Annotated in this window: 19 protein-coding genes; 8 read left to right on the top strand and 11 right to left on the bottom strand. The window is 62.4% G+C overall.

Going from position 1 to position 17,676, the window contains the following annotated elements; genetic code table 11:
* The first annotated feature begins 171 nt into the window (after positions 1–171).
* Entirely contained in the window at positions 172–2,358 is a 2,187-nt protein-coding gene (locus tag LFT43_RS00945) for an acyltransferase family protein (protein ID WP_395800382.1), read from the top strand.
* A 234-nt stretch (positions 2,359–2,592) separates the two neighbouring features.
* Positions 2,593–3,663, top strand: coding sequence for a hypothetical protein (locus tag LFT43_RS00950; RefSeq protein ID WP_395800384.1), 1,071 nt, complete (start codon positions 2,593–2,595; stop codon positions 3,661–3,663).
* Here the strand turns inward: LFT43_RS00950 and LFT43_RS00955 are convergent.
* Genes LFT43_RS00955 through LFT43_RS00965 form a run of 3 tightly spaced genes read right to left on the bottom strand, consistent with a single transcriptional unit; the run spans position 3,660 to position 6,142 of the window.
* The gene (locus tag LFT43_RS00955) at positions 3,660–4,061 is read right to left on the bottom strand and encodes a VOC family protein (protein ID WP_395800386.1); all 402 of its coding nucleotides are present in this window, start codon (positions 4,059–4,061) and stop codon (positions 3,660–3,662) included. The two genes, LFT43_RS00950 and LFT43_RS00955, sit on opposite strands and share 4 nt — an antisense overlap.
* A 9-nt stretch (positions 4,062–4,070) precedes the next feature.
* Positions 4,071–5,438 (bottom strand): sensor histidine kinase, encoded by a 1,368-nt coding sequence (locus LFT43_RS00960; protein WP_395800388.1) that lies wholly within the window; start codon positions 5,436–5,438, stop codon positions 4,071–4,073.
* Positions 5,435–6,142, bottom strand: coding sequence for a response regulator transcription factor (locus LFT43_RS00965; RefSeq protein ID WP_395800390.1), 708 nt, complete (start codon positions 6,140–6,142; stop codon positions 5,435–5,437). Before LFT43_RS00965 ends, LFT43_RS00960 begins: the two co-directional genes overlap by 4 nt.
* A gap of 168 nt (positions 6,143–6,310) precedes the next feature.
* On the opposite strand from LFT43_RS00965, the gene LFT43_RS00970 reads away from it, so the two are divergent.
* A complete protein-coding gene (locus LFT43_RS00970) occupies positions 6,311–6,826 on the top strand; it encodes a hypothetical protein (protein WP_395800392.1) in 516 nt (171 codons plus the stop codon).
* Between the two features lie 93 nt (positions 6,827–6,919).
* Here the strand turns inward: LFT43_RS00970 and LFT43_RS00975 are convergent, their stop codons facing one another.
* On the bottom strand, positions 6,920–8,506 hold the full coding sequence (locus LFT43_RS00975) for an MFS transporter (RefSeq protein ID WP_395800394.1): 1,587 nt from the start codon (positions 8,504–8,506) through the stop codon (positions 6,920–6,922).
* A gap of 254 nt (positions 8,507–8,760) precedes the next feature.
* Positions 8,761–9,564 (bottom strand): putative protein N(5)-glutamine methyltransferase, encoded by an 804-nt coding sequence (locus LFT43_RS00980; RefSeq protein ID WP_395800396.1) that lies wholly within the window; start codon positions 9,562–9,564, stop codon positions 8,761–8,763.
* Between the two features lie 471 nt (positions 9,565–10,035).
* Here LFT43_RS00980 and LFT43_RS00985 point away from each other — a divergent pair, with 471 nt between their 5' ends.
* Both LFT43_RS00985 and LFT43_RS00990 read left to right on the top strand, forming a co-directional pair.
* Positions 10,036–10,263 carry a hypothetical protein gene (locus LFT43_RS00985; protein ID WP_395800398.1) on the top strand — a complete coding sequence of 76 codons (228 nt, stop codon included), beginning with the start codon at positions 10,036–10,038 and terminating at the stop codon, positions 10,261–10,263.
* A 72-nt stretch (positions 10,264–10,335) separates the two neighbouring features.
* Positions 10,336–10,596 (top strand): hypothetical protein, encoded by a 261-nt coding sequence (locus LFT43_RS00990; RefSeq protein WP_395800400.1) that lies wholly within the window; start codon positions 10,336–10,338, stop codon positions 10,594–10,596.
* Between the two features lie 18 nt (positions 10,597–10,614).
* Here the strand turns inward: LFT43_RS00990 and LFT43_RS00995 are convergent, their stop codons facing one another.
* Complete coding sequence (locus LFT43_RS00995) at positions 10,615–13,188, bottom strand: ATP-dependent DNA ligase (protein ID WP_395800402.1); 2,574 nt, start codon at positions 13,186–13,188, stop codon at positions 10,615–10,617.
* 38 nt (positions 13,189–13,226) lie between these two features.
* Between LFT43_RS00995 and LFT43_RS01000 the strand changes: the two genes are divergently transcribed.
* Positions 13,227–14,099: a Ku protein gene (locus tag LFT43_RS01000; protein WP_395800404.1), complete on the top strand. Its 873-nt coding sequence runs from the start codon at positions 13,227–13,229 to the stop codon at positions 14,097–14,099.
* 153 nt (positions 14,100–14,252) lie between these two features.
* Here the strand turns inward: LFT43_RS01000 and LFT43_RS01005 are convergent, their stop codons facing one another.
* The 4 genes from LFT43_RS01005 to LFT43_RS01020 form a co-directional block, all read right to left on the bottom strand.
* Positions 14,253–14,519 carry a Rho termination factor N-terminal domain-containing protein gene (locus LFT43_RS01005; RefSeq protein ID WP_395800406.1) on the bottom strand — a complete coding sequence of 89 codons (267 nt, stop codon included), beginning with the start codon at positions 14,517–14,519 and terminating at the stop codon, positions 14,253–14,255.
* A gap of 27 nt (positions 14,520–14,546) precedes the next feature.
* Positions 14,547–14,975 (bottom strand): hypothetical protein, encoded by a 429-nt coding sequence (locus LFT43_RS01010; protein WP_395800408.1) that lies wholly within the window; start codon positions 14,973–14,975, stop codon positions 14,547–14,549.
* 65 nt (positions 14,976–15,040) lie between these two features.
* On the bottom strand, positions 15,041–15,217 hold the full coding sequence (locus tag LFT43_RS01015) for a CsbD family protein (RefSeq protein ID WP_395800410.1): 177 nt from the start codon (positions 15,215–15,217) through the stop codon (positions 15,041–15,043).
* 92 nt (positions 15,218–15,309) lie between these two features.
* A complete protein-coding gene (locus tag LFT43_RS01020) occupies positions 15,310–15,477 on the bottom strand; it encodes a hypothetical protein (RefSeq protein ID WP_395800412.1) in 168 nt (55 codons plus the stop codon).
* Between the two features lie 341 nt (positions 15,478–15,818).
* Here LFT43_RS01020 and LFT43_RS01025 point away from each other — a divergent pair, with 341 nt between their 5' ends.
* Both LFT43_RS01025 and LFT43_RS01030 read left to right on the top strand, forming a co-directional pair.
* Entirely contained in the window at positions 15,819–16,298 is a 480-nt protein-coding gene (locus LFT43_RS01025; protein ID WP_395800414.1) for a Dps family protein, read from the top strand.
* 30 nt (positions 16,299–16,328) lie between these two features.
* Positions 16,329–17,282 carry a DNA topoisomerase IB gene (locus tag LFT43_RS01030; RefSeq protein ID WP_395800416.1) on the top strand — a complete coding sequence of 318 codons (954 nt, stop codon included), beginning with the start codon at positions 16,329–16,331 and terminating at the stop codon, positions 17,280–17,282.
* A gap of 94 nt (positions 17,283–17,376) precedes the next feature.
* Here LFT43_RS01030 and LFT43_RS01035 read toward each other — a convergent pair whose 3' ends face one another.
* Positions 17,377–17,655 (bottom strand): HPr family phosphocarrier protein, encoded by a 279-nt coding sequence (locus LFT43_RS01035; RefSeq protein ID WP_269994103.1) that lies wholly within the window; start codon positions 17,653–17,655, stop codon positions 17,377–17,379.
* Positions 17,656–17,676: the final 21 nt, after the last annotated feature.

A 17,676-nucleotide genomic window follows, 5' to 3' on the forward strand; every position in this document is an offset into this window, starting at 1 on the left:
TCGATGCGTTTGTCCTCGACCGATGGAAGGTCTGCGAGTTCGCTATGATCGTTTGGGAGCTGTGGAGTTTTTCGCGAGTTGGGATCGCCGATCGCAGACACTACCCTCCGATCTGACGTTGACCCACATCTGACATCCGTGCGATGTTCGCGCTTACCTGGGGGAGCACCCATGCCTGTACGCACCGATGCCTCGATGCCTTCCGTCCAAGTCCCAACTGGCGGGAATCCCGGACGAAAGACGTCCGGGATTCGCCAAGACATTCAAGGACTTCGCGCGGTTGCTGTCGGGGTCGTGGTTCTAGACCATATGGTCAAATGGCCCTCTGGCGGATATGTCGGCGTTGACATCTTCTTCGTAATTTCCGGGTTCCTGATTACCGGATTGCTCCTGAGGGAATATGAGCGAAGCGGCACCATCTCGTTCGTGGACTTCTACCGACGGCGGCTGCGCCGGATCACGCCCGTGGCCGTGCTGGTCCTCCTTGTGACAGTAATTGCGATTTTCTCCACCTACGGTATCGGGCGAGCCAAGACCGTTCTTGAAGACGGCGCGTATTCGTTGTTTTTTGCCGCGAATTGGCACTTTGCCGCGACCGGGACGGACTACATGCAGGCCCGTGTCCCGGCTTCGCCGCTTCAGCACTATTGGTCCTTGGCAGTTGAGGAGCAGTTCTATCTCATTTGGCCTGTGGTGATCGTTGTGGTTCTGGGCCTGGCTGCAAATCGTCTCAAGTCGAGCAAGACCCGCGCTCTCCGGCTACTGCGGGTGGCTTTGATCGTCATCACGGCCGCGTCCTTCGCCTATGCGTGTTGGCAGTCCCGGGCAGAGCCAACCTGGGCATACTTCTCCACCCTTTCCCGGGGCTGGGAGCTTGGCGTCGGCGCATTGATCGCCACCCTCACGTCCCGGCTGTCGCGCATCCCCGCGGCCGCTCGGCCGGTTCTTGCCAGTATCGGCGTCGTCGGCATCGTTGCATCGGTAATCTTGCTCGATTCACACTCCGTTTTTCCTGCCCCGTGGGGTGCCGTTCCAGTATTGGCGACGGCCCTCGTCATAGCCGCGGGGACCGGAGAATATAAGCCATCGCGCTTTGATATCCTCTCGATGAAGCCGATGCAGTATCTCGGAAAAATTTCCTATTCTCTGTACCTTTGGCACTTCCCTGTAATCACGATTGCGGCGACTCTCTTCCCACAACCGCAGGGTCCCCTGACAATTTTGGCGCAGGTAATCCTCATGGTGCTGCTTTCAATCGCCTCTTTCCACCTGATTGAAGACCCGGTCCGAAAGTCGAACTGGCTCAATGACCGCAGGCCCAGCGCCGATCGGCCCGCTATCAGTCGGCGGTGGAAATCCGCGTGGCCCAAAATCGTTTTGGTGGGGGTTGGTCCGGCTTGTCTCGCGACCCTAGCCACGATTGCGCTCTCCGCTCTTCCCGCTGCCGCCCCGGCGCAAGAAGACGCGGCGGCGAATATTAAGGAACTCGACATTGTGCCGGCGTTGCGCGCACAACAAATCCGAAGCGGCCTGGACGCCAAAACGTGGCCTGCGCTCACACCGTCGATTGACAACCTGATGGCCAAGGCATGGGTTCCCGAATGGCGGGAAGATTCGTGCCAGGACGTTTGGGAAGCAGATCTCTCCCGATGCATGTACGGCGACAAGGGAGCACCGAAGACCGCAGTTCTCGTCGGCGACTCAATAGCTATCAGTTATATGCCCGGACTGCGGGCGGCTTTGGTCGGTTCGGGCTGGAAGATTCAGTCGCTGACGCTTCAGCAATGTCCTGCCATCAACATCTCTGTTCTGAAGGACAAAGGTGCCGACGGAAATTCTCCGGGTTATCCGGAGTGCGACAAGCACCACGAATGGGTGAAAACGTACCTGACCCGCCTGCATCCGGACATGATCATCATGAGCAGCGTACAGGAGACAGTTCTGCGTCTAGCGAGCGGTGCTAAGGGCCAGGACGCGATCAACGCTTGGGGGCAGGCCACGGGAGAAACCCTTAAGGAGTTCGCACCGCTCGCCAATAAGACTGTGCTGATCGGGCCGCCTCCCAAGGGCAAAGTTCTCCCATGGTGTGCAACCACCGTAAACACACCCAAAGACTGCGTCGCCGAGCGGACGGCAGAGCAAATAGAAACGCAATCGGCGGAGTTCGCAGCAGCCTCGGCGGCACCATCCAATGTTTCAACCGTTGACACGATGTCGTGGTTCTGCGATTCGGATAACAGGTGCCCAAGTTTCGTGGGCAATACACCCATGTTCGCGGATGGGGGCCACCTGACGGAGAACTATTCGAAGATGCTTGGGCCAGTATTGCGTGACGGTCTCCTAGGACAAAGGAAGTAAATGCTGCACCGAAGATCGTTGAGAGTCACGGCCATTCGCGCGGCCATCGCCGTACTAGCTGTTGCAGCCACTTCCTTCGTTTCTCTCTTTAGGCTGCCGCAGACCGTTTGGGATAGCGTGTGGGCCGAAGATGGCCCGGTGTTTCTCCGCGGGGCCATGTCCGGCGGCGGAGTAGGCTCAATTTTCGCTCCTTACGAGGGCTACTTGCATGTCTTGCCCCGGTTGTTCGGAGCCGTGATCGTCCGCGTTCTAGCGGTGGAGAACTTCGCTGTGGGCTTGGCTTTTGCCTCCTGTCTTGTGGTGGCCGCCGTTGCTTACCTGACTTTCCATTGCGCCTCGGCGCTGAGCGACAGTGTTTGGGTAAGGCTTGGGTGGGCCGCGATTCCGGTACTGCTTAGTGTTGGACCATATGAAATTCTCGGCAACACGGCAAATATCCATTGGTATCTCCTGTGGCTCATGCCGTGGCTGCTGCTGAAACCTGCGAGAAGCCGCTCCGAGGGCGTAGTTCTGTTTCTCGCGGCGCTGTTGTCGGCGCTTACGGAAGTGATTTCAGTCGTATTCCTACCTCTGGTATTTCTCGGTATCCGCCGTAGGGCATTCTGGCCGGCACGCGCTGGCCTGATCATCGGTGCAGCGTTCCAGATCTACACCACACTTCACTATCCGCGCACCCCCAGCAACGATCCCCCTTTGGATCCGCTGTCCGTTGTAGTCGGGTGGTTTATCAATATTGCAGGCGTTGTCTTCTTTGGATCGTCGCGCAACATGGGGCTCAACGTTTTGAATTTCGGAGCCGGCCCTGTTGTGCTTGCATTCGTTCCGATCATCGCCGCGCTCGCGTATCTGTTGCTGAGGTCAAATCGGGAACACCGCCTTCTGGCGTTGCTGTTCGTCACCGTATCTTTCGGGGTGTGGGCTGCGTGTCTCGTTGCAAACCCGGGCGGGCAGTTCGACTACGTGCATTTCACGGAAAGCGACTGGGCCAAGTCCATTCTGACGAGGTATTCGGCGATCCCGGCGATGTTTATCCTGGCGCTGTTTCCTTTGCTGGCAGATTCCATTCGCGCCTTGCGGCCACAGGCATCTGCTGGAGTCCTCATGGCGTTCGCCGTTCTGCTGGCTACCGCGTATTTCCCCACGCAGGTGGCGCGAGAGCAGGGACCGTCGTGGAGCGAGGGAGTGCGCACCGCGCGAACGGCGTGTCTCGGGGCGGGCGACGGCGCGGCCACCCCGGTGCAGGTTGCCCCGATCGGTTGGTCCAAGACAGGCGTCCTTGTGCCCTGCTACTGGCTCAAGCCCTAACCAGCAACCAGTTCAACCTCATAGCCGTCGGTGTTCACCAGATAGGCGGCGTAATGGTCGGGGCCGCCCGCGTGGGGGTATTTGCTCTCGAACATCTCGTACCAGCCGGAATCGGCGCCGAGTTCCCGGAGCCGGTCCACATTCTCCCTGGTACCTGCATGGAAGGCGAGGTGGTTAAGTCCTGGTTCCGTCCTGCGGTGCGTGCTGCCGGTGAGTGCCGCGGACTGTTCAATCACGATGTACGTGGCTCCGAGTTTCCAACTGCAGCCATCGGGCCACTCCTGGAATTGTTCGTAGCCCATCTCAGCCAGCAGCCAGCCCCACTCCTCCTGGGCACGGCCGATGTGCGGTACCCAAATCTCTACATGGTGCAACGAACCCACTGGAACTTCAGCCATGCGCAGAGTCTACGTTTGCTTGGAGTCAGCCGGAATGGTGGGCAACTCCACCACGAACGCCGCGCCGCCCTCCGGCGCTGTCCGCACGCTGATGCGCCCACCAAGCCGCTGCACGATCCTTGCAGCGATGGACAATCCCAACCCGCTACCTACCTGCCGTTCGCCGCTGTATCTGGCAAAGAGCGCGCCGCGTTCAAACGCGACGGCGGCATCCGCCTCCGTGAGCCCCGGTCCGCCGTCGCGCACTTCCACAGTGAGCCCGCTGCCGGCGGGGTACGCGGCGAGCACGACGGGGGAGCCCCCGGGAGTCACCCGCAAGGCGTTTTCCAGCAGCCCGTCCACCACTTGGCGCAACCGCTGGCCATCGCTACGGACCGGCAAAGGCCCGGCGGGAAGCTCGAGCCGTCCGGTAATCCCGTTTTGGACGCACACAGCTTGCCAGGCCTGCCAGCTCTCACGCAGGATCAAGGATGCGTCCACGGGCTGCAGTTCCACGCGGAAATCGTCGGATTCAAGCCGTGCCAATTCCAGGAGATCGCGGACGAATCGGTCCAGTCGATTGGTTTCGGAAACTAGGGTCCGCCCGACGCCGCTCACGTCGTCTCCGCTGACCACACCATCGGCCAGAGCCTCGGCGTAGCCTCGAAGCGCCGTGAGGGGCGTCCGGATTTCGTGCGAAATGGAGAGCAGGAATTCGCGTTGCCGCCCCTCGCTGGTCCGGAGCGCGGCGTCGAGGGCGGCCAAGGCCTGCGAAACCTCCACTACTTCGGCCGGTCCGCCGGGCGCCACAGGCACGGAACGTTCACCGGCTGCGAGCCGATGGGCCGATCGCGCGGTACGTACCAACGGCCGGCTGAGCCATTGCGCCAGCAGGCCGCCCGCCACAATGGAGAAGACGAGGCAGGCCACGAGGGCGATCAACATGCGGCTCAGCAGGGGAGCGGCGGCCGCACGGATTTCGGACACGGGCTGTGCCAGCACGACGCCACCGCCAGCCGCCAGGGGCCGGGCCTCGAGGACCACAGTGTTCTGCGGACCGTTCACCGAGGTGGACACCGATTTTCCGGCCAGCACATCCGCCACGGTTTTCGCGTTCACCAGCCTCGCCCCGCCGCCTGTCACGCGGCCATCGGGGCTGATTTGCGCGAGCCTCGCGCCATGGGTGAGCAGATCGGCGCGAAGGTCCTGCAGGCTTCCGGGGCTCGACTGCTTGCTGAGGGAATCGGCCTCAACCGCTAGATACTTCTTGGCTTCGTCCACGGCTGTCGCGTTCACCAGTTGCGCGGCCAGAAGCCCAGCGAGCACGACGGCGACGGTCGCGACGGCGGCAATCACCGCCGTCGTGCGTCCGGCCAGTGTGCCGAACCAGCGCCTCACCTGGTTCCCCCGGCGATTGGGCGATCCCCAGCGACCGCTGAGTACCCGACGCCGCGGCTCGTCGCGATGGGGGAGTGCTCGCCGAGCTTGGCGCGGAGCTGCGCGATGTGCACGTCCACGGTCCGTCCGGCGGCGTAACTGGCCTGGCCCCACACGGCTGAAAGGAGTTGCTCACGGGAAAAGACGCGGCCGGGCTGGGCCATGAGATAGGCGAGGAGGTCGAACTCCGTAGCCGTCAGGGTGAGTTCCGTGGTGCCCGCGCGAGCGGTCCGGTTCAACGGATCCAGTTCGATGTTGCCCAGCACCAGCGGTTTGGGCCGCAGGGTGCCTTCCGTCCGACGGAGCACTGCCTTGACCCGGGCGACGAGTTCGGAGGGCGAGAACGGCTTGGTGAGATAGTCGTCGGCGCCCAGTTCCAGGCCAAGGACGCGGTCCACTTCCTCGTCGCGGGCAGTCACGAACAGGACCGGTGTCCAGTCCTCCGCCTGCCGCAGTTGCCTGCATAGCTCGATCCCGTCCATACCGGGCAGGCCGACGTCGAGAATCACCGCGACCGGCTTGAGCCGCCTGATCTGTGCCAGGGCAGAAATCCCATCGCGCTCCACGTGCACGCCGAAACCCGCGCGACTCAAGTAAAGGCGCTGGATATCGGCGATTGCCTGTTCATCCTCGGCAATCAGCACCAATCCTCGGCTGTCCTCCATGCGTCCATTCAACAGCACGCGCCGGCTCCCCGGAGTGTCCTTGGCCGCTGACGGCGACGGTTTTACATTCCTCGAACATTGGCCGAACAATCAGTTCATGCCGTCGGACAAGAGTGTTGTGAAGAGCGCTGGTGGATGGGCCGCCGGCCGGAACAAAGGACACTGACCATGGATAACAACACCGCATTCTCCAGCACCCCAACTCGGTGGCGCAAAGGCAGCAAGGCCCGGACCGCCGTCGTCGGCGTTCTTGCCGCTGGCCTATTGCTGGGCGGTGGGGTGCTTGCCGCCAACGCGGCCACCTCCACTAACGCACTAAGCACGACGGCGGCAGCCACCTCCCAGCCCAACGCGACGGCCGCGGTGGCCGCCAAGGCGGCCTTGGCGCGGCACCCCTTGGCGGCTGCCCTGCGGTTCTTCGTGAACGGTGACAGCAGCAAGCCCAACTATGGCCAACGTGCCGCGAGGATCGCCACCGTCATCCTGGACAAGCGTCCGAAGCTGGCCGCAAAGCTTCCGGCAGCATTGCAGGCGGACCTGAAGGCGCTGAAGGACGCGGCGGCCGGCGATCGGGTCGCCAAGGCCACCCACATCAAGGACACCGCACTGAACGGCGGCTACGGTCCGAAGATCCAGGCAGAGGCGAAGCGGTTGCAGGAGCAGAAAGCGGACCGCAAGGCCTGAGCGACACTCAAGGCTAGTTATTTGCAGCGATGCCGCCGCAAATAACTAGCCTTGGTCTGTCGACGCGGGCCGCCCGCAGCCCGAAGCTCCTGGCTAGGCCGGGACCTGCTCCCGGTCCGGCTCCGATGCTACGGGAGCGCCGTCGTCGAACGGCATCTCGTCCAGGTCGATCAAAGGGTTGGTGTCCTGTGTGGCCACCAGCTCGCGGGCCTCCGCCGGGGTGTCCACGCTGGGCATGGAACCGGGGAGTGGGCGCTGCGCGGATTCGCGCAGGAAGTAGATGGCGATTGCGCCAACCACGGACGTGCCCATGAGGTAGTACGCAGGCATCATGTCGTCGCCGGATGCCTTGATCAAGGCAGCGACAATGAACGGCGTCGTACCGCCGAAGATCGCCACGGAGAAGTTGTAGGCGATACCCATGCCGCCGTAACGGCTCGACGTCGGGAACAGTGCCGGCAGTGCCGAGGCGAGGTTGGCCACGTAGAACGTGACGGGGAAGGCGACCAAGGCCAAGCCGGCAAGGGTGGACCAAATGTCGCCGAGTCCGATCAGCAGGAACGCCGGAACGGCGAAGACGACCGTGCTGATGGCGCCGATCCACAGCACGGGCCGGCGGCCAATGCGGTCAGACAGCTTGCCGGTCAGCGGGATGCAGACGGCCATGATGACCAACACGGGGATGGTCAGCAGGGTGCCGTGAACGGGGTCGTAGCCCTTGGACTCGGTGAGGTAGGTGGGCATGTAGGAAGTCAGCATGTAGCCCACGGTGTTGGCGGCTGCGGCGAGGATCATCGCGAGGACAATTTGGCGCCAGTAAGCCTTGACGATGCCTATGGGGCCCTTGGCCACTGCGGCATCGCCCGCTGCTGCGTCCGCGGCGAGGGCTTCCTGGGCATCCAAAGTGGCTTGGAACTGGGGGGATTCCTCGATCTTGCTACGGAAGTACACGGCGATGACGCCGAGGGGACCCGCGAGGAGGAACGGTAAGCGCCAACCCCAGTCCTCCATGGCCGATTGGCCGATGGTGAGCTGCAGGATGGACACGAGGGCCGCGCCAAGGGCGAAGCCGATGTACGAGCCCATATCAAGGAAGCTCGCGAAGAAGCCGCGGCGCTTGTCCGGAGCGTATTCGCTCACGAACGTGGTGGCGCCGGCGTATTCGCCGCCCGTGGAGAAACCCTGGACGAGCTTCAGGACAACGAGCAGTACGGCTGCCCAGATGCCGATTTGTGCGTATCCAGGCAGGAGTCCGACGGCGAAAGTACTCGCCGCCATCAACAGGAGTGTTGTGGCGAGCACCTTTTGGCGGCCCACCTTGTCACCCAGCCAGCCGAAGATTACGCCGCCGAGCGGCCGTGCCACGAAGGTTGCGGCGAAGGTTCCCAGCAGGAACAGGGTCTGCACGGACTTGTCGGCCTCGGGCAGGAAGACGGGCCCCATGGTGGTGATGAGGTAGCCGAAAACGCCGACGTCATACCACTCCATGGTGTTACCGACGATCGTGCCGCCGAGTGCCTTTTTCAGCATTGGCTGGTCTACGACGTTGACATCGGATACCTTGAGTCGACGGCGTGTTGGAAGTTTCAATTTTGAGGCACCGCGTGGTGCGGTTTTGCTCGTAGCAGCGGCGTTCCTAGCGCCTGCTGAAGAGTCGGTGATGCTTCGGTCTATGGGCATTTGGGTTTCTCCTAGGGAGATCATTTGCTTGCGACATACAGCTGCTCCGCTCTGGGCAGGGTTTCAATTTTACGCGAGATTGGCCGAAGAGGAGAGCCGGACTCCGAATTCCGGGGCTATTCCGGCCCATTTTCGGCGTAAATGTCTGATGTCCATTTGGCCCCTGCAGCCCTGGAATCACGCGGATTTTGGCGTATTTCGGGACGCGTTACCAAATTGTTTGGTTCAGGAGCACGAAACGCCCTGTTTGCTGATCATTTTCGGTGGGATTCCTGTAGTTTTCCGAGCACTACCGTGGCGTCGAATTCGTCGGAATGGACCACTTTGGCGGACAACCCGGCGAGCTCAAACAGGTCCGCCGTCGACGGGGCTTGCCGGACGCTCGTTTCGATCAGCAAGTGACCCCCGGGAGCCAGCCACAACGGCGCCTCCCCAGCAATGCGGCGCTGCACGTCCAGACCATCTGCGCCGCCGTCGAGCGCTACGAGCGGTTCATGCAGCCGGGCCTCCGGCGGCATCGTCCCGATCGCGTCCGTGGGCACATAGGGGGCGTTTGCCACTAGGACGTCCACGCGACCGCGAACGGTGTCCGGCAGGGCCGAGTACAGATCACCTTCATGCACTTCTCCGCCTGCCGGCCCGATGTTGCGACGGGCGCAGCGGACCGCAGCGGGGTCGACGTCGGCCGCGTGCAGCTCGATCCCGCGCACCGCGGCAGCCACGGCAGTACCCACGGCACCCGAACCACAGCAAAGGTCGACGACCACGGCGCCCGGCCGGGCGATGCGGGCCGCCTCCTGGACGAGGTATGCCGTGCGGCGGCGGGGGACGAAGACTCCCGGGTCTACGGCAAGGTGTTGGCCGCAGAATTCAGCCCAACCGAGGACGTGTTCCAGGGGTAGGCCTGAAACCCGTTGGTCGACCATTCTGTCGAGTTCCTCGCGAGCGTGCGCGGCGGAGATCAGGAGCTGGGCCTCGTCTTCAGCGAAGACGCAACCGGCGGAACGGAGCCGAGATGTCACGGCGGAGTGGGATGCGTGGAACGTGGGTGCTGACATGGGAGAGCCTTTCGGGATACCGAGGGGCGCTCTCCGGGCCACCTAGTTCAGGCTCGCCGCGGGATCGGGAGGGAGCACCCGTGGATTGCTGCTTGGATGGGTCTCACCTCCTGGCGTAAGGACTCGTCGCGAGTCGCTAGAGATGCCATGCTAGCCGAGAGCCGACGTGGAGGCCACGCGTGAAACGCGCTCCCGGAAAGTCAGGGTTCACAAACCCGGTCCGGAGTGTTTAGGGTGGGTGCATGGGAACACTGATTTTTGAATAGACCAGCGGGTCCTGGTTCGTCGCAGATGCCGGCTACGCCACTGCTGACGTTGATCCGACGCCGTTGAGTTTGAACCGACAAAAATCCATGCCTGTTGAGGCTTCGCCTCCGCGCCGTTCCTGTCACTGTTGCTATTTGGACCCGCAGCGGACGTCGCGTCCCGAGACCTCCTCCGGCAAATCAAGAGCCTTAAGGAGTCCACTGCATGACACCGAGCACACCCGAAACTAACGCCGAGCAGGAACCCGCCGAGCAGGAAACTGACGCCCCGGCGGCCGGAATCAAATCGAAACTGACTGACGCCCAGAAGGAAATGTTGGCCCGCAAGTCAGGTGGTGGCGCCGGCAACGGTTGGCAGAGCACCGGAAAAGGACACAAGCCCACACAGGCGAGTGGCAAGCAGGCCAAGTCAGAGAAGAAGGTCCGCTGGTAGATCCTGCAGACAAGCGGACCGCGCCCACCTAGTATGGAAAATCCCTTCGTTTCAACGCAGAAAGGAAGAACAATGGCTGCGAAGCACGTTGCGCAACAAATCAACTCCGAGGTAGCCAGCCACCTGGTCGAGTCCATGGATATGGCGCCCATGCCGGCCCCGGCAACTGTGGCCGTCACGCTGGGATCGACCCAAGGGCCGGCCTGGCCGGACGGTAGCGGCAAGACCAAGCACCCTAAGGACCGCGGCGCCAGCCACGGTCGGGTCGGCCAGCAAGCTGCGGTCACCGCGGTCCACCGCACCAGCCGTCCCCAGATGCCGCACTCGTCCTAGAAATATTCACGGGTCTGTTCAGGGCGCGCGCTGGACGTCGCCGGGGGACTTGTCAGGGCGCCACCCGCGCCAGACGGGATGCCGCATCCTCTCGGTGCCGGTCCAATCGCCGAACGTCACCTCTCCCACGAGCTCGGGGGCAACCCAATGGGCGGTGGCGGCGTCCTCGGCCGGGATGTCATGGAAGGGCGAGTCCGGGCGGTCGAGCTGCTCCAAGCGCTGCAGGATGTCGCGGAGCTGCCAGTCCTTGAATCCGGTGCCCACGCGGCCGGCATAGCGCAGCTTGTCGCCGTAGGGGATCCCCACCAGCAGCGCGCCAATGGTTCCCAGCCTCGCCCCGGCGCCGGGCCGCCAACCACCCACCACCACTTCCTGCGTGCGTTCCAACTTGAGCTTGATCCAGGACCTGCTGCGCCGCCCCGACTGGTACCGGCTATCCGCGCGCTTGGCCATGACCCCTTCCAATCCAAGCTCGGCGGCGCTGGCCAGAATGTCGGCCAGATCGTGCTCCAGCACTTCGGATACGTGGATGGGGGAGCCCGCGGCAGTCAGCCCGGCATGGAAAGCCGCCAGCCGGTCCCGGCGCTCGCCGAGCGGCAGGGAGGTGAGGTCTGCGTTGCCGCCTTTTTCGGCGTCGCCGCGGGATCCGGCGTCATACAGGAGATCGAACAGCATGAGCTGCACGGGGACCGCAGCCCGGGCGCGTTCGACGTCGCCAGGTTTGAAGAGGTTCATCCGCTTCTGGAGCAACTCGAAACTGGGCCGCCCGTTCTTGCCGAGTGCAACGATTTCGCCGTCTGCCACGAAGTCGTGGTCCGGCCAGTAACGCGGATCCGATAGCTCGGGGTACGTGGGCGTCATGTCGATCCCGGAGCGGCTGGTCAACCTGATCTTGCCGCCCGAACCTGAAACGATGGCCCGGAAGCCGTCCCATTTGAGCTCAAACAACCAGTCGCCGGAGGAAACATCGGCCGTGGTCCCGGAGGTTGCAAGCATGGGTGCGTAGCTGGGGGTGCCGCTCGAACGCGACGGGGCATCAGGCAACAGCACGGTGCGATGGCCCGGCTTGTCCTTCATCAGGTGGATCAGCCATTGCGACGGCGACTCCCCAGTGTGGATGAGCGCGAAGCGACGGGTTCCATGCAATCCGCCGCCGGGCTTGCCGGTGAGGGTAGCGATGACTTCCTTGCCGTCGCGCCATTTTTCGCATTCGAACTCGCCGCTGTCCCAGATGCTGACCGTCCCGGCACCGTATTCGCCCTTTGGAATGATGCCCGCGAATTGCGCGTACTCCATCGGGTGGTCTTCCGTTCGCACCGCGAGGTGGTTCTTGGCCGGAGTGTCCGGCACGCCACGTGGCAATGCCCACGACGCCAGGACACCGTTGTGTTCCAACCGGAAATCCAGGTGGAAGCTGCGGGCATGGTGTTCCTGAATGACGAAAATTCCGCCGGGAGGGTTGGGCTCCGCGTCGGCCTGGAGTGGGCGCGAACCGGGTTGATGTTCGACGGCGGGAAACGGTTCCGGTGTCCGCTGCGGATCACGCTTGTCCACGTAGCTGGCCAACCGCGGGTTCACAGCGGTGCTTCCGGCGGCGGTGCTTCCGACCGCAGTGCTGGCGCGGGCCGCGCCGGGGGAGCCGTCGTCGTCGTTCTTGTTTCTGGATCCGCTGTCCGCGTGCGCGGGCGAATGTCCGGAGCGCCCGGCCGCCACCGCGGCGAAAGGGTCCTTCCCCTCTTGGACGCGCTTCATGACAGCCGTGAAGTCCAGATGCTCAAGCTTTGGTGAAGTGAGTTCCCGCCATGTCCGCGGTGCGGCCACCGTGGGGTGTGCGCGTCCGCGAAGGGAGTACGGGACGATTGTGGTCTTGTTTCCACTGTTCTGGCTCCAGTCCACCAGGACCTTACCGTAGCGCAGGGTCTTCTTCATATCGCTGACCACCAGGTCAGGGTGGTCCGCCTCGAGCGATCGCGCCAACTCGTGTGCGAACGCTGAAACCTGCTCCCATTTGCGCGTGCCATCCAGACCGGCGTAGAGGTGGATCCCTTTGCTGCCGCTCGTCACAGGGACGGGATCAAGCCCGATGTCCTGCAGGATGCTGCGCGCCAGCTTGGCCACTTCAACGCATTCGGCGAGGCCCGTGCCCGGGCCGGGGTCGAGGTCAAGGACCAGGCGGTCCGGCGGCAACATGGTTCCGTCGGCGTCCACCTGCCATTGCGGCACGTGGATCTCCAAGGCGGCTATCTGGGCCAGCCAGGTCAGCGTGGCGAGGTTGTTGACGAGGGGGTAAACGTTGCTGTGGTCTCTGTGCTGGATGGTGACGCGCGGAACCCAGGACGGGGTGGAGTCGTCCAGGTTCTTCTGGAAGAACATCTTCCCGGGGTCGTCGGTGGTCCCTACGCCGTGCACCCAGCGCTTACGCGTGGCGGGCCGGTTAGTGGCGGCAGGGATCAGGAATGGTGCCACGGCTGCGTAGTATTCGAGCACTTCGGCCTTGGTGGTGCCAGTCTCCGGGTAGATGATTTTGCCCAGGTTGGTGAGCGTCAGTTCGTGGCCTTCAACGTTGACGCGCTCCTTTTGGCTGGTTGCCACCTCTTCACCTCCGCCTTGTTGTGATGTTCACTTAGTGCATGAGGGCCATATGGAAGGGTTCTATCGCGTTCGGGCTGGTCAACGTACCAGTCAAGCTCTACAGTGCCACCGAGGACCACGATGTCAGTCTTCACCAGGTCCACAACAAAGACGGAGGCCGGATCCGTTACCAGCGGAAGTGCGAAATCTGCGCCTCTGTTGTGGATTACGAGGATATCGACAAGGCCTACGAAGAGGAAGGCCGCACGGTGGTGCTGTCCTCCGCGGATTTGAAGTCCCTGCCCGCGGAGAACAGCCGCGAAATCGAGGTAGTGGAGTTCGTCCCGGCCGAGCAGCTGGACCCCATCATGTACGAGCGGCCCTACTACCTGGAGCCCGATTCCAAGTCGCCCAAGGCCTACATGTTGCTTCTGCGCACCCTCCAGGACACCGAGCGCGTGGCCATTGTGCAGTACGCCCTCCGGCAGAAGACTAGGCTGGGGGCCCTGCGCGTACGTGGGGACGTCCTGATGCTGCAATCCCTGCTCTGGGACGACGAGGTACGTGAAGCAAACTTCCCGTCGCTGGAGACCGACGTCAAGATCTCGGACAAGGAGCTGGAGATGTCCTCGGCCCTGGTGGACTCCATGGCGCGCGACTTCGAGCCCGAGCAATACACCGACAATTACCAAGTGCAACTGCGCCAGCTCATCGCCGCAAAATTCGAAAAGGGTGACTCCATCGACACCGAGGAGACGTTCGGCGTTGCTGCAAGCGAAGGCGAGGGCGGCGAGGTCATCGACCTCATGGAGGCCCTCAAACGGAGCCTTGAGAAGAAGCGCGGCAAAGGTTCCGCCGGCGGTGAGGAGTCCGACGACGCCGGGACGGCCAAAGCGGCCAGCAAACCCAGGGCGCGGGTCAAGAAAGCCTGACGCGCCGCCGTCGTACATTTCAGCGAGCACTGGATATGTCCCTCTGAGCCCTCCAAGGAACAATGGACATGTCCCTCGTGCAAGGCGAGGAATGGACATAATGCGAATATGTCCGTTCCTGGGCCTGGGCGGAGAGCATGTCCGGTGGATGGCCTAGTGGTTTCGCAGGGCCGAGATGAGTTCGGCTTTCCTCTTGCTTGAGTAGCCTGTGAGGCCCAGTTCCTTGGCTCGGGACTTGAGTTGGGGCACTGTCCAGTCCTCATAGTCGCCCGAGGTACCGCCGCGCCGGCCGATTTCCTTGCGGCCCACCTTGGCAGCGGCATTCGAGATCCTGGCGGCCTTTTCCTTGGAGGCGCCATCCTCGCGGAGGGTTTCGTAGAGTTCCGGATCTTTGAGGCTGGGATTCTTTTTTCTTGGCATGGTTTCCTCCTTCGGTCGAGGCCCGGGCTATGAGGCGAGCTCCATCCGGAACCCGCAGCGGCATTGCAACACCTTCGTCGCCAGGTACACGTCGAGAAGATCTATCGCGGGGTCCTCCGTGGATATCGGCGCATACACGCTGTGGAATCCGGTTCCCGAAATTTTCATGGGTTCGCCGCAATGGATGTATTCGCCGCCGAATTGGAGCACATCCGATACCGTTCCATGCTGGTTCAGGATCTCCGCGACGTCCTGGAATGTAGCCGAATGGGCATAAGCAGTGTCGCATTCTGCGCAAATGTAGGCGATATCCACGAGCTCTGCCATCGGCGGTTTGAGGGGCTCGACGGAATCAAGAATCACGTGCTCGTTGGTGCCGCAGGTGCTGCACCAGATTCGTTCTGCCCGGCGACGCGGTGCGCCGGCGGGGACAATCGGGTCAGAGATAGTCGGCATTGACCTAACCCCTTGGACTGGGAAGTGCGGCTCCCGCCCATGGCAGGAGCCGCACTTCGAGTGGACTAGTCCTTCTTGAAAGCGTCCTTTACCTTTTCGCCGGCCGCCTTCAGGTCGCTCTTGGCTTGATCCGTCTTGCCTTCGGCTTCGAGCCTCTCGTTACCCGTCAGCTTTCCGGCGGCTTCCTTGGATTTGCCCGCAAGCTTTTCTCCGGTGTTTTGGATCTTGTCATCTGCACCCATGGACGTACTCCTTTGGTGGTAATGGTTTTAGTTCTTCTCGCCTTCTCGCCAAGTGGCGGAAGGCAGGCCACTGCGGGGCCAGCTGTCGTTGGCTAAACGCGAGATCTGCGGCCGGAAACGAAGCTGAGGAGCCAGCCGATGGCCGCGACGATCAAGAGGACCAAGCCGACCCAGAGGAGCCAGCTTACTGCCTGCGAGAATCCGCCAACGAGCAGAAGGATGATTGCCACAACGCCTGCAATGATCAGAAGGGTGTTCATAGTCGCACATTCCTTTTTTAAGCGGGGCCACCGGCAAAATGCCCGGCCCCTCGCGGTGTATTCGGTTGTCGGTTCGCTTCCGAACCGTGGTTCCTCACCAAGCCCCCCGGACTCCGTACGAGGTCTTGCTGTAGCGGATCCAGCCTCGTTTACCGGAATTTTCTTCCGGGACGGACCGGCATCGACTTCCTCCATCGTACTACTAAGCACGCTTATCAAATCAAGTGCTAAGCACGCTTATAAAAAATTCTGGGTATCGTCGTAGGGTGGGCGGAAGGACTGGCGCCGGTATCTGGCGCTGATCCTGACCCATTGTCAGTAGTCGTCTTGGAGGGGAAACCATGAAAGCATCGCAAGCTTTGGCAGACAATCTTCAGCTTGTCCTGACGGACCTTATCGAACTCCAGCTGCAGGGCAAACAGGCCCACTGGAATATTGTTGGCGCTAATTTCCGGGACCTGCATCTACAACTCGACGAACTCGTGGCAGCGGCGCGGGAGTTCGCTGACGAAACAGCAGAAAGGATGCGAGCCCTTCATGCGCTCCCCGATGGCAGGAGCAGCACCATCGCTGCCTCGACCCGCCTGGCGCAGTTTCCCGGGGGATTGACGAAGACCAAGGACGCCGTGAAGCTGATCACCGATCGCCTTGAGCGGACTGTCCAGACCATGCGCGATGTCCACGACCAAGTGGACAAAGAAGATCCCACGACGGCGGACCTCCTGCATGCGTTCATCGCACGTTTGGAGCAGCTCGCCTGGATGATCAGTGCCGAGACCATGTCCGCCGGTGCGTCCGTGGCAGACCCACAGGAAGCTTAGGCACCAGGAAACAGCGGTAAGGGCCAGCGCATGCCTCGGCTCCGACGCAGTCACCCGGGCACGCCTGGTATCTCCCGACGAAGGTCCGGCCGTGGTTTCAGCTACCACCGCCCGGACGGATCCCTTGTGATAGGCGGTGAGCGCACGCGCCTGGAAACTCTCGCGATTCCTCCAGCGTGGGCCGATGTCTGGATTTGCCCTTTCGAAAACGGGCATATCCAGGCAATGGGAGTGGACGACGCCGGCCGGAGCCAATACATTTACCACCCCGAGTGGCGGGCACGCCAAGACGCCGAAAAGTTCCTCCGGGCTGTGCGGCTCGGCGCTGCCCTGCCCAAAGCACGGCGTTTGGCCTCGCGTCATCTGCGCGAGTCACCTTCGGAAAAGACTAGAACCCTTGCCGCGGCTGTGCGGCTCATGGATCTCGGGGCCTTGCGCGTTGGATCAGAGGGCTACATGCGGCGCAACGGATCGTATGGCCTGACGACCCTGAGATGTAAGCATGTGCATGTCGCGGGAGACAAGGTTTCCCTGCATTTCCCGGGGAAAAGCGGGCAAGCGTGGGACTCGACCATACATGACCCCGTGCTGGCACGGTTCCTCAAGCCATTGGCAGACAGGCCTGGCAAACAACCACTGCTGGCCTTCAAGGAAGGCGACGGCTGGGCCTCCTTGGATGCCGCGATGGTCAACGAGTATCTTCGCCACATCACGGACGGTGACTACACGGCCAAGGACTTCCGCACCTGGAAAGGCACTGCGGCGGCTGGCATGGCGCTCGCAGGCCCGGCCGGGAAATTGCCTGCGCGCCAGCGGGTCCTTGAGGCCATCAAGCAAACCGCTGAACTACTCGGCAACACACCAACGGTGGCCAGGGCCGCCTACGTTGATCCGCGCGTTGTGGAGGGTTTCCTTGCCGGTGATCTCGAACAGCTCAGGCCCACCGAGTCGGATATCGCGGACTATCTGATGTCTTTGCAGTGAAAATCAAAAGAGCATGCACCCCGTTGGCTGCGAGGAATGGACATAGTGCGAATATGTCCATTCCTCATTGCCAAGAGGGGGCATGCTCAATGGGTTACTCGGCGTCGTGGTCCGTTTCGAGGATCTTCACGAGGCGGTCCAGGGCTTCGTCGGCACCGGCGCCCTCGGCGCGCAGCACAACGACGTCGCCGAATGAAGCTCCGAGGCTCATGAGGGAAAGGATGCTGGCGGCGTCCATGGCGTCGTCAGCGGGTTCGCCTTCGCGGGCAATGGTGACCTCGAGGTCCAGTTCGCCGGCGGCTTCGGCGAAGATGGCTGCCGGGCGGGCGTGCAGGCCGACGCGGCTGGCAATGGTGGCGGTACGTTCGGACATTGTTGCTCCTTCGATTGTGGG

Source organism: Arthrobacter sp. FW306-04-A, from assembly GCF_044358315.1.
In the GTDB taxonomy this organism is placed as follows: domain Bacteria; phylum Actinomycetota; class Actinomycetes; order Actinomycetales; family Micrococcaceae; genus Arthrobacter.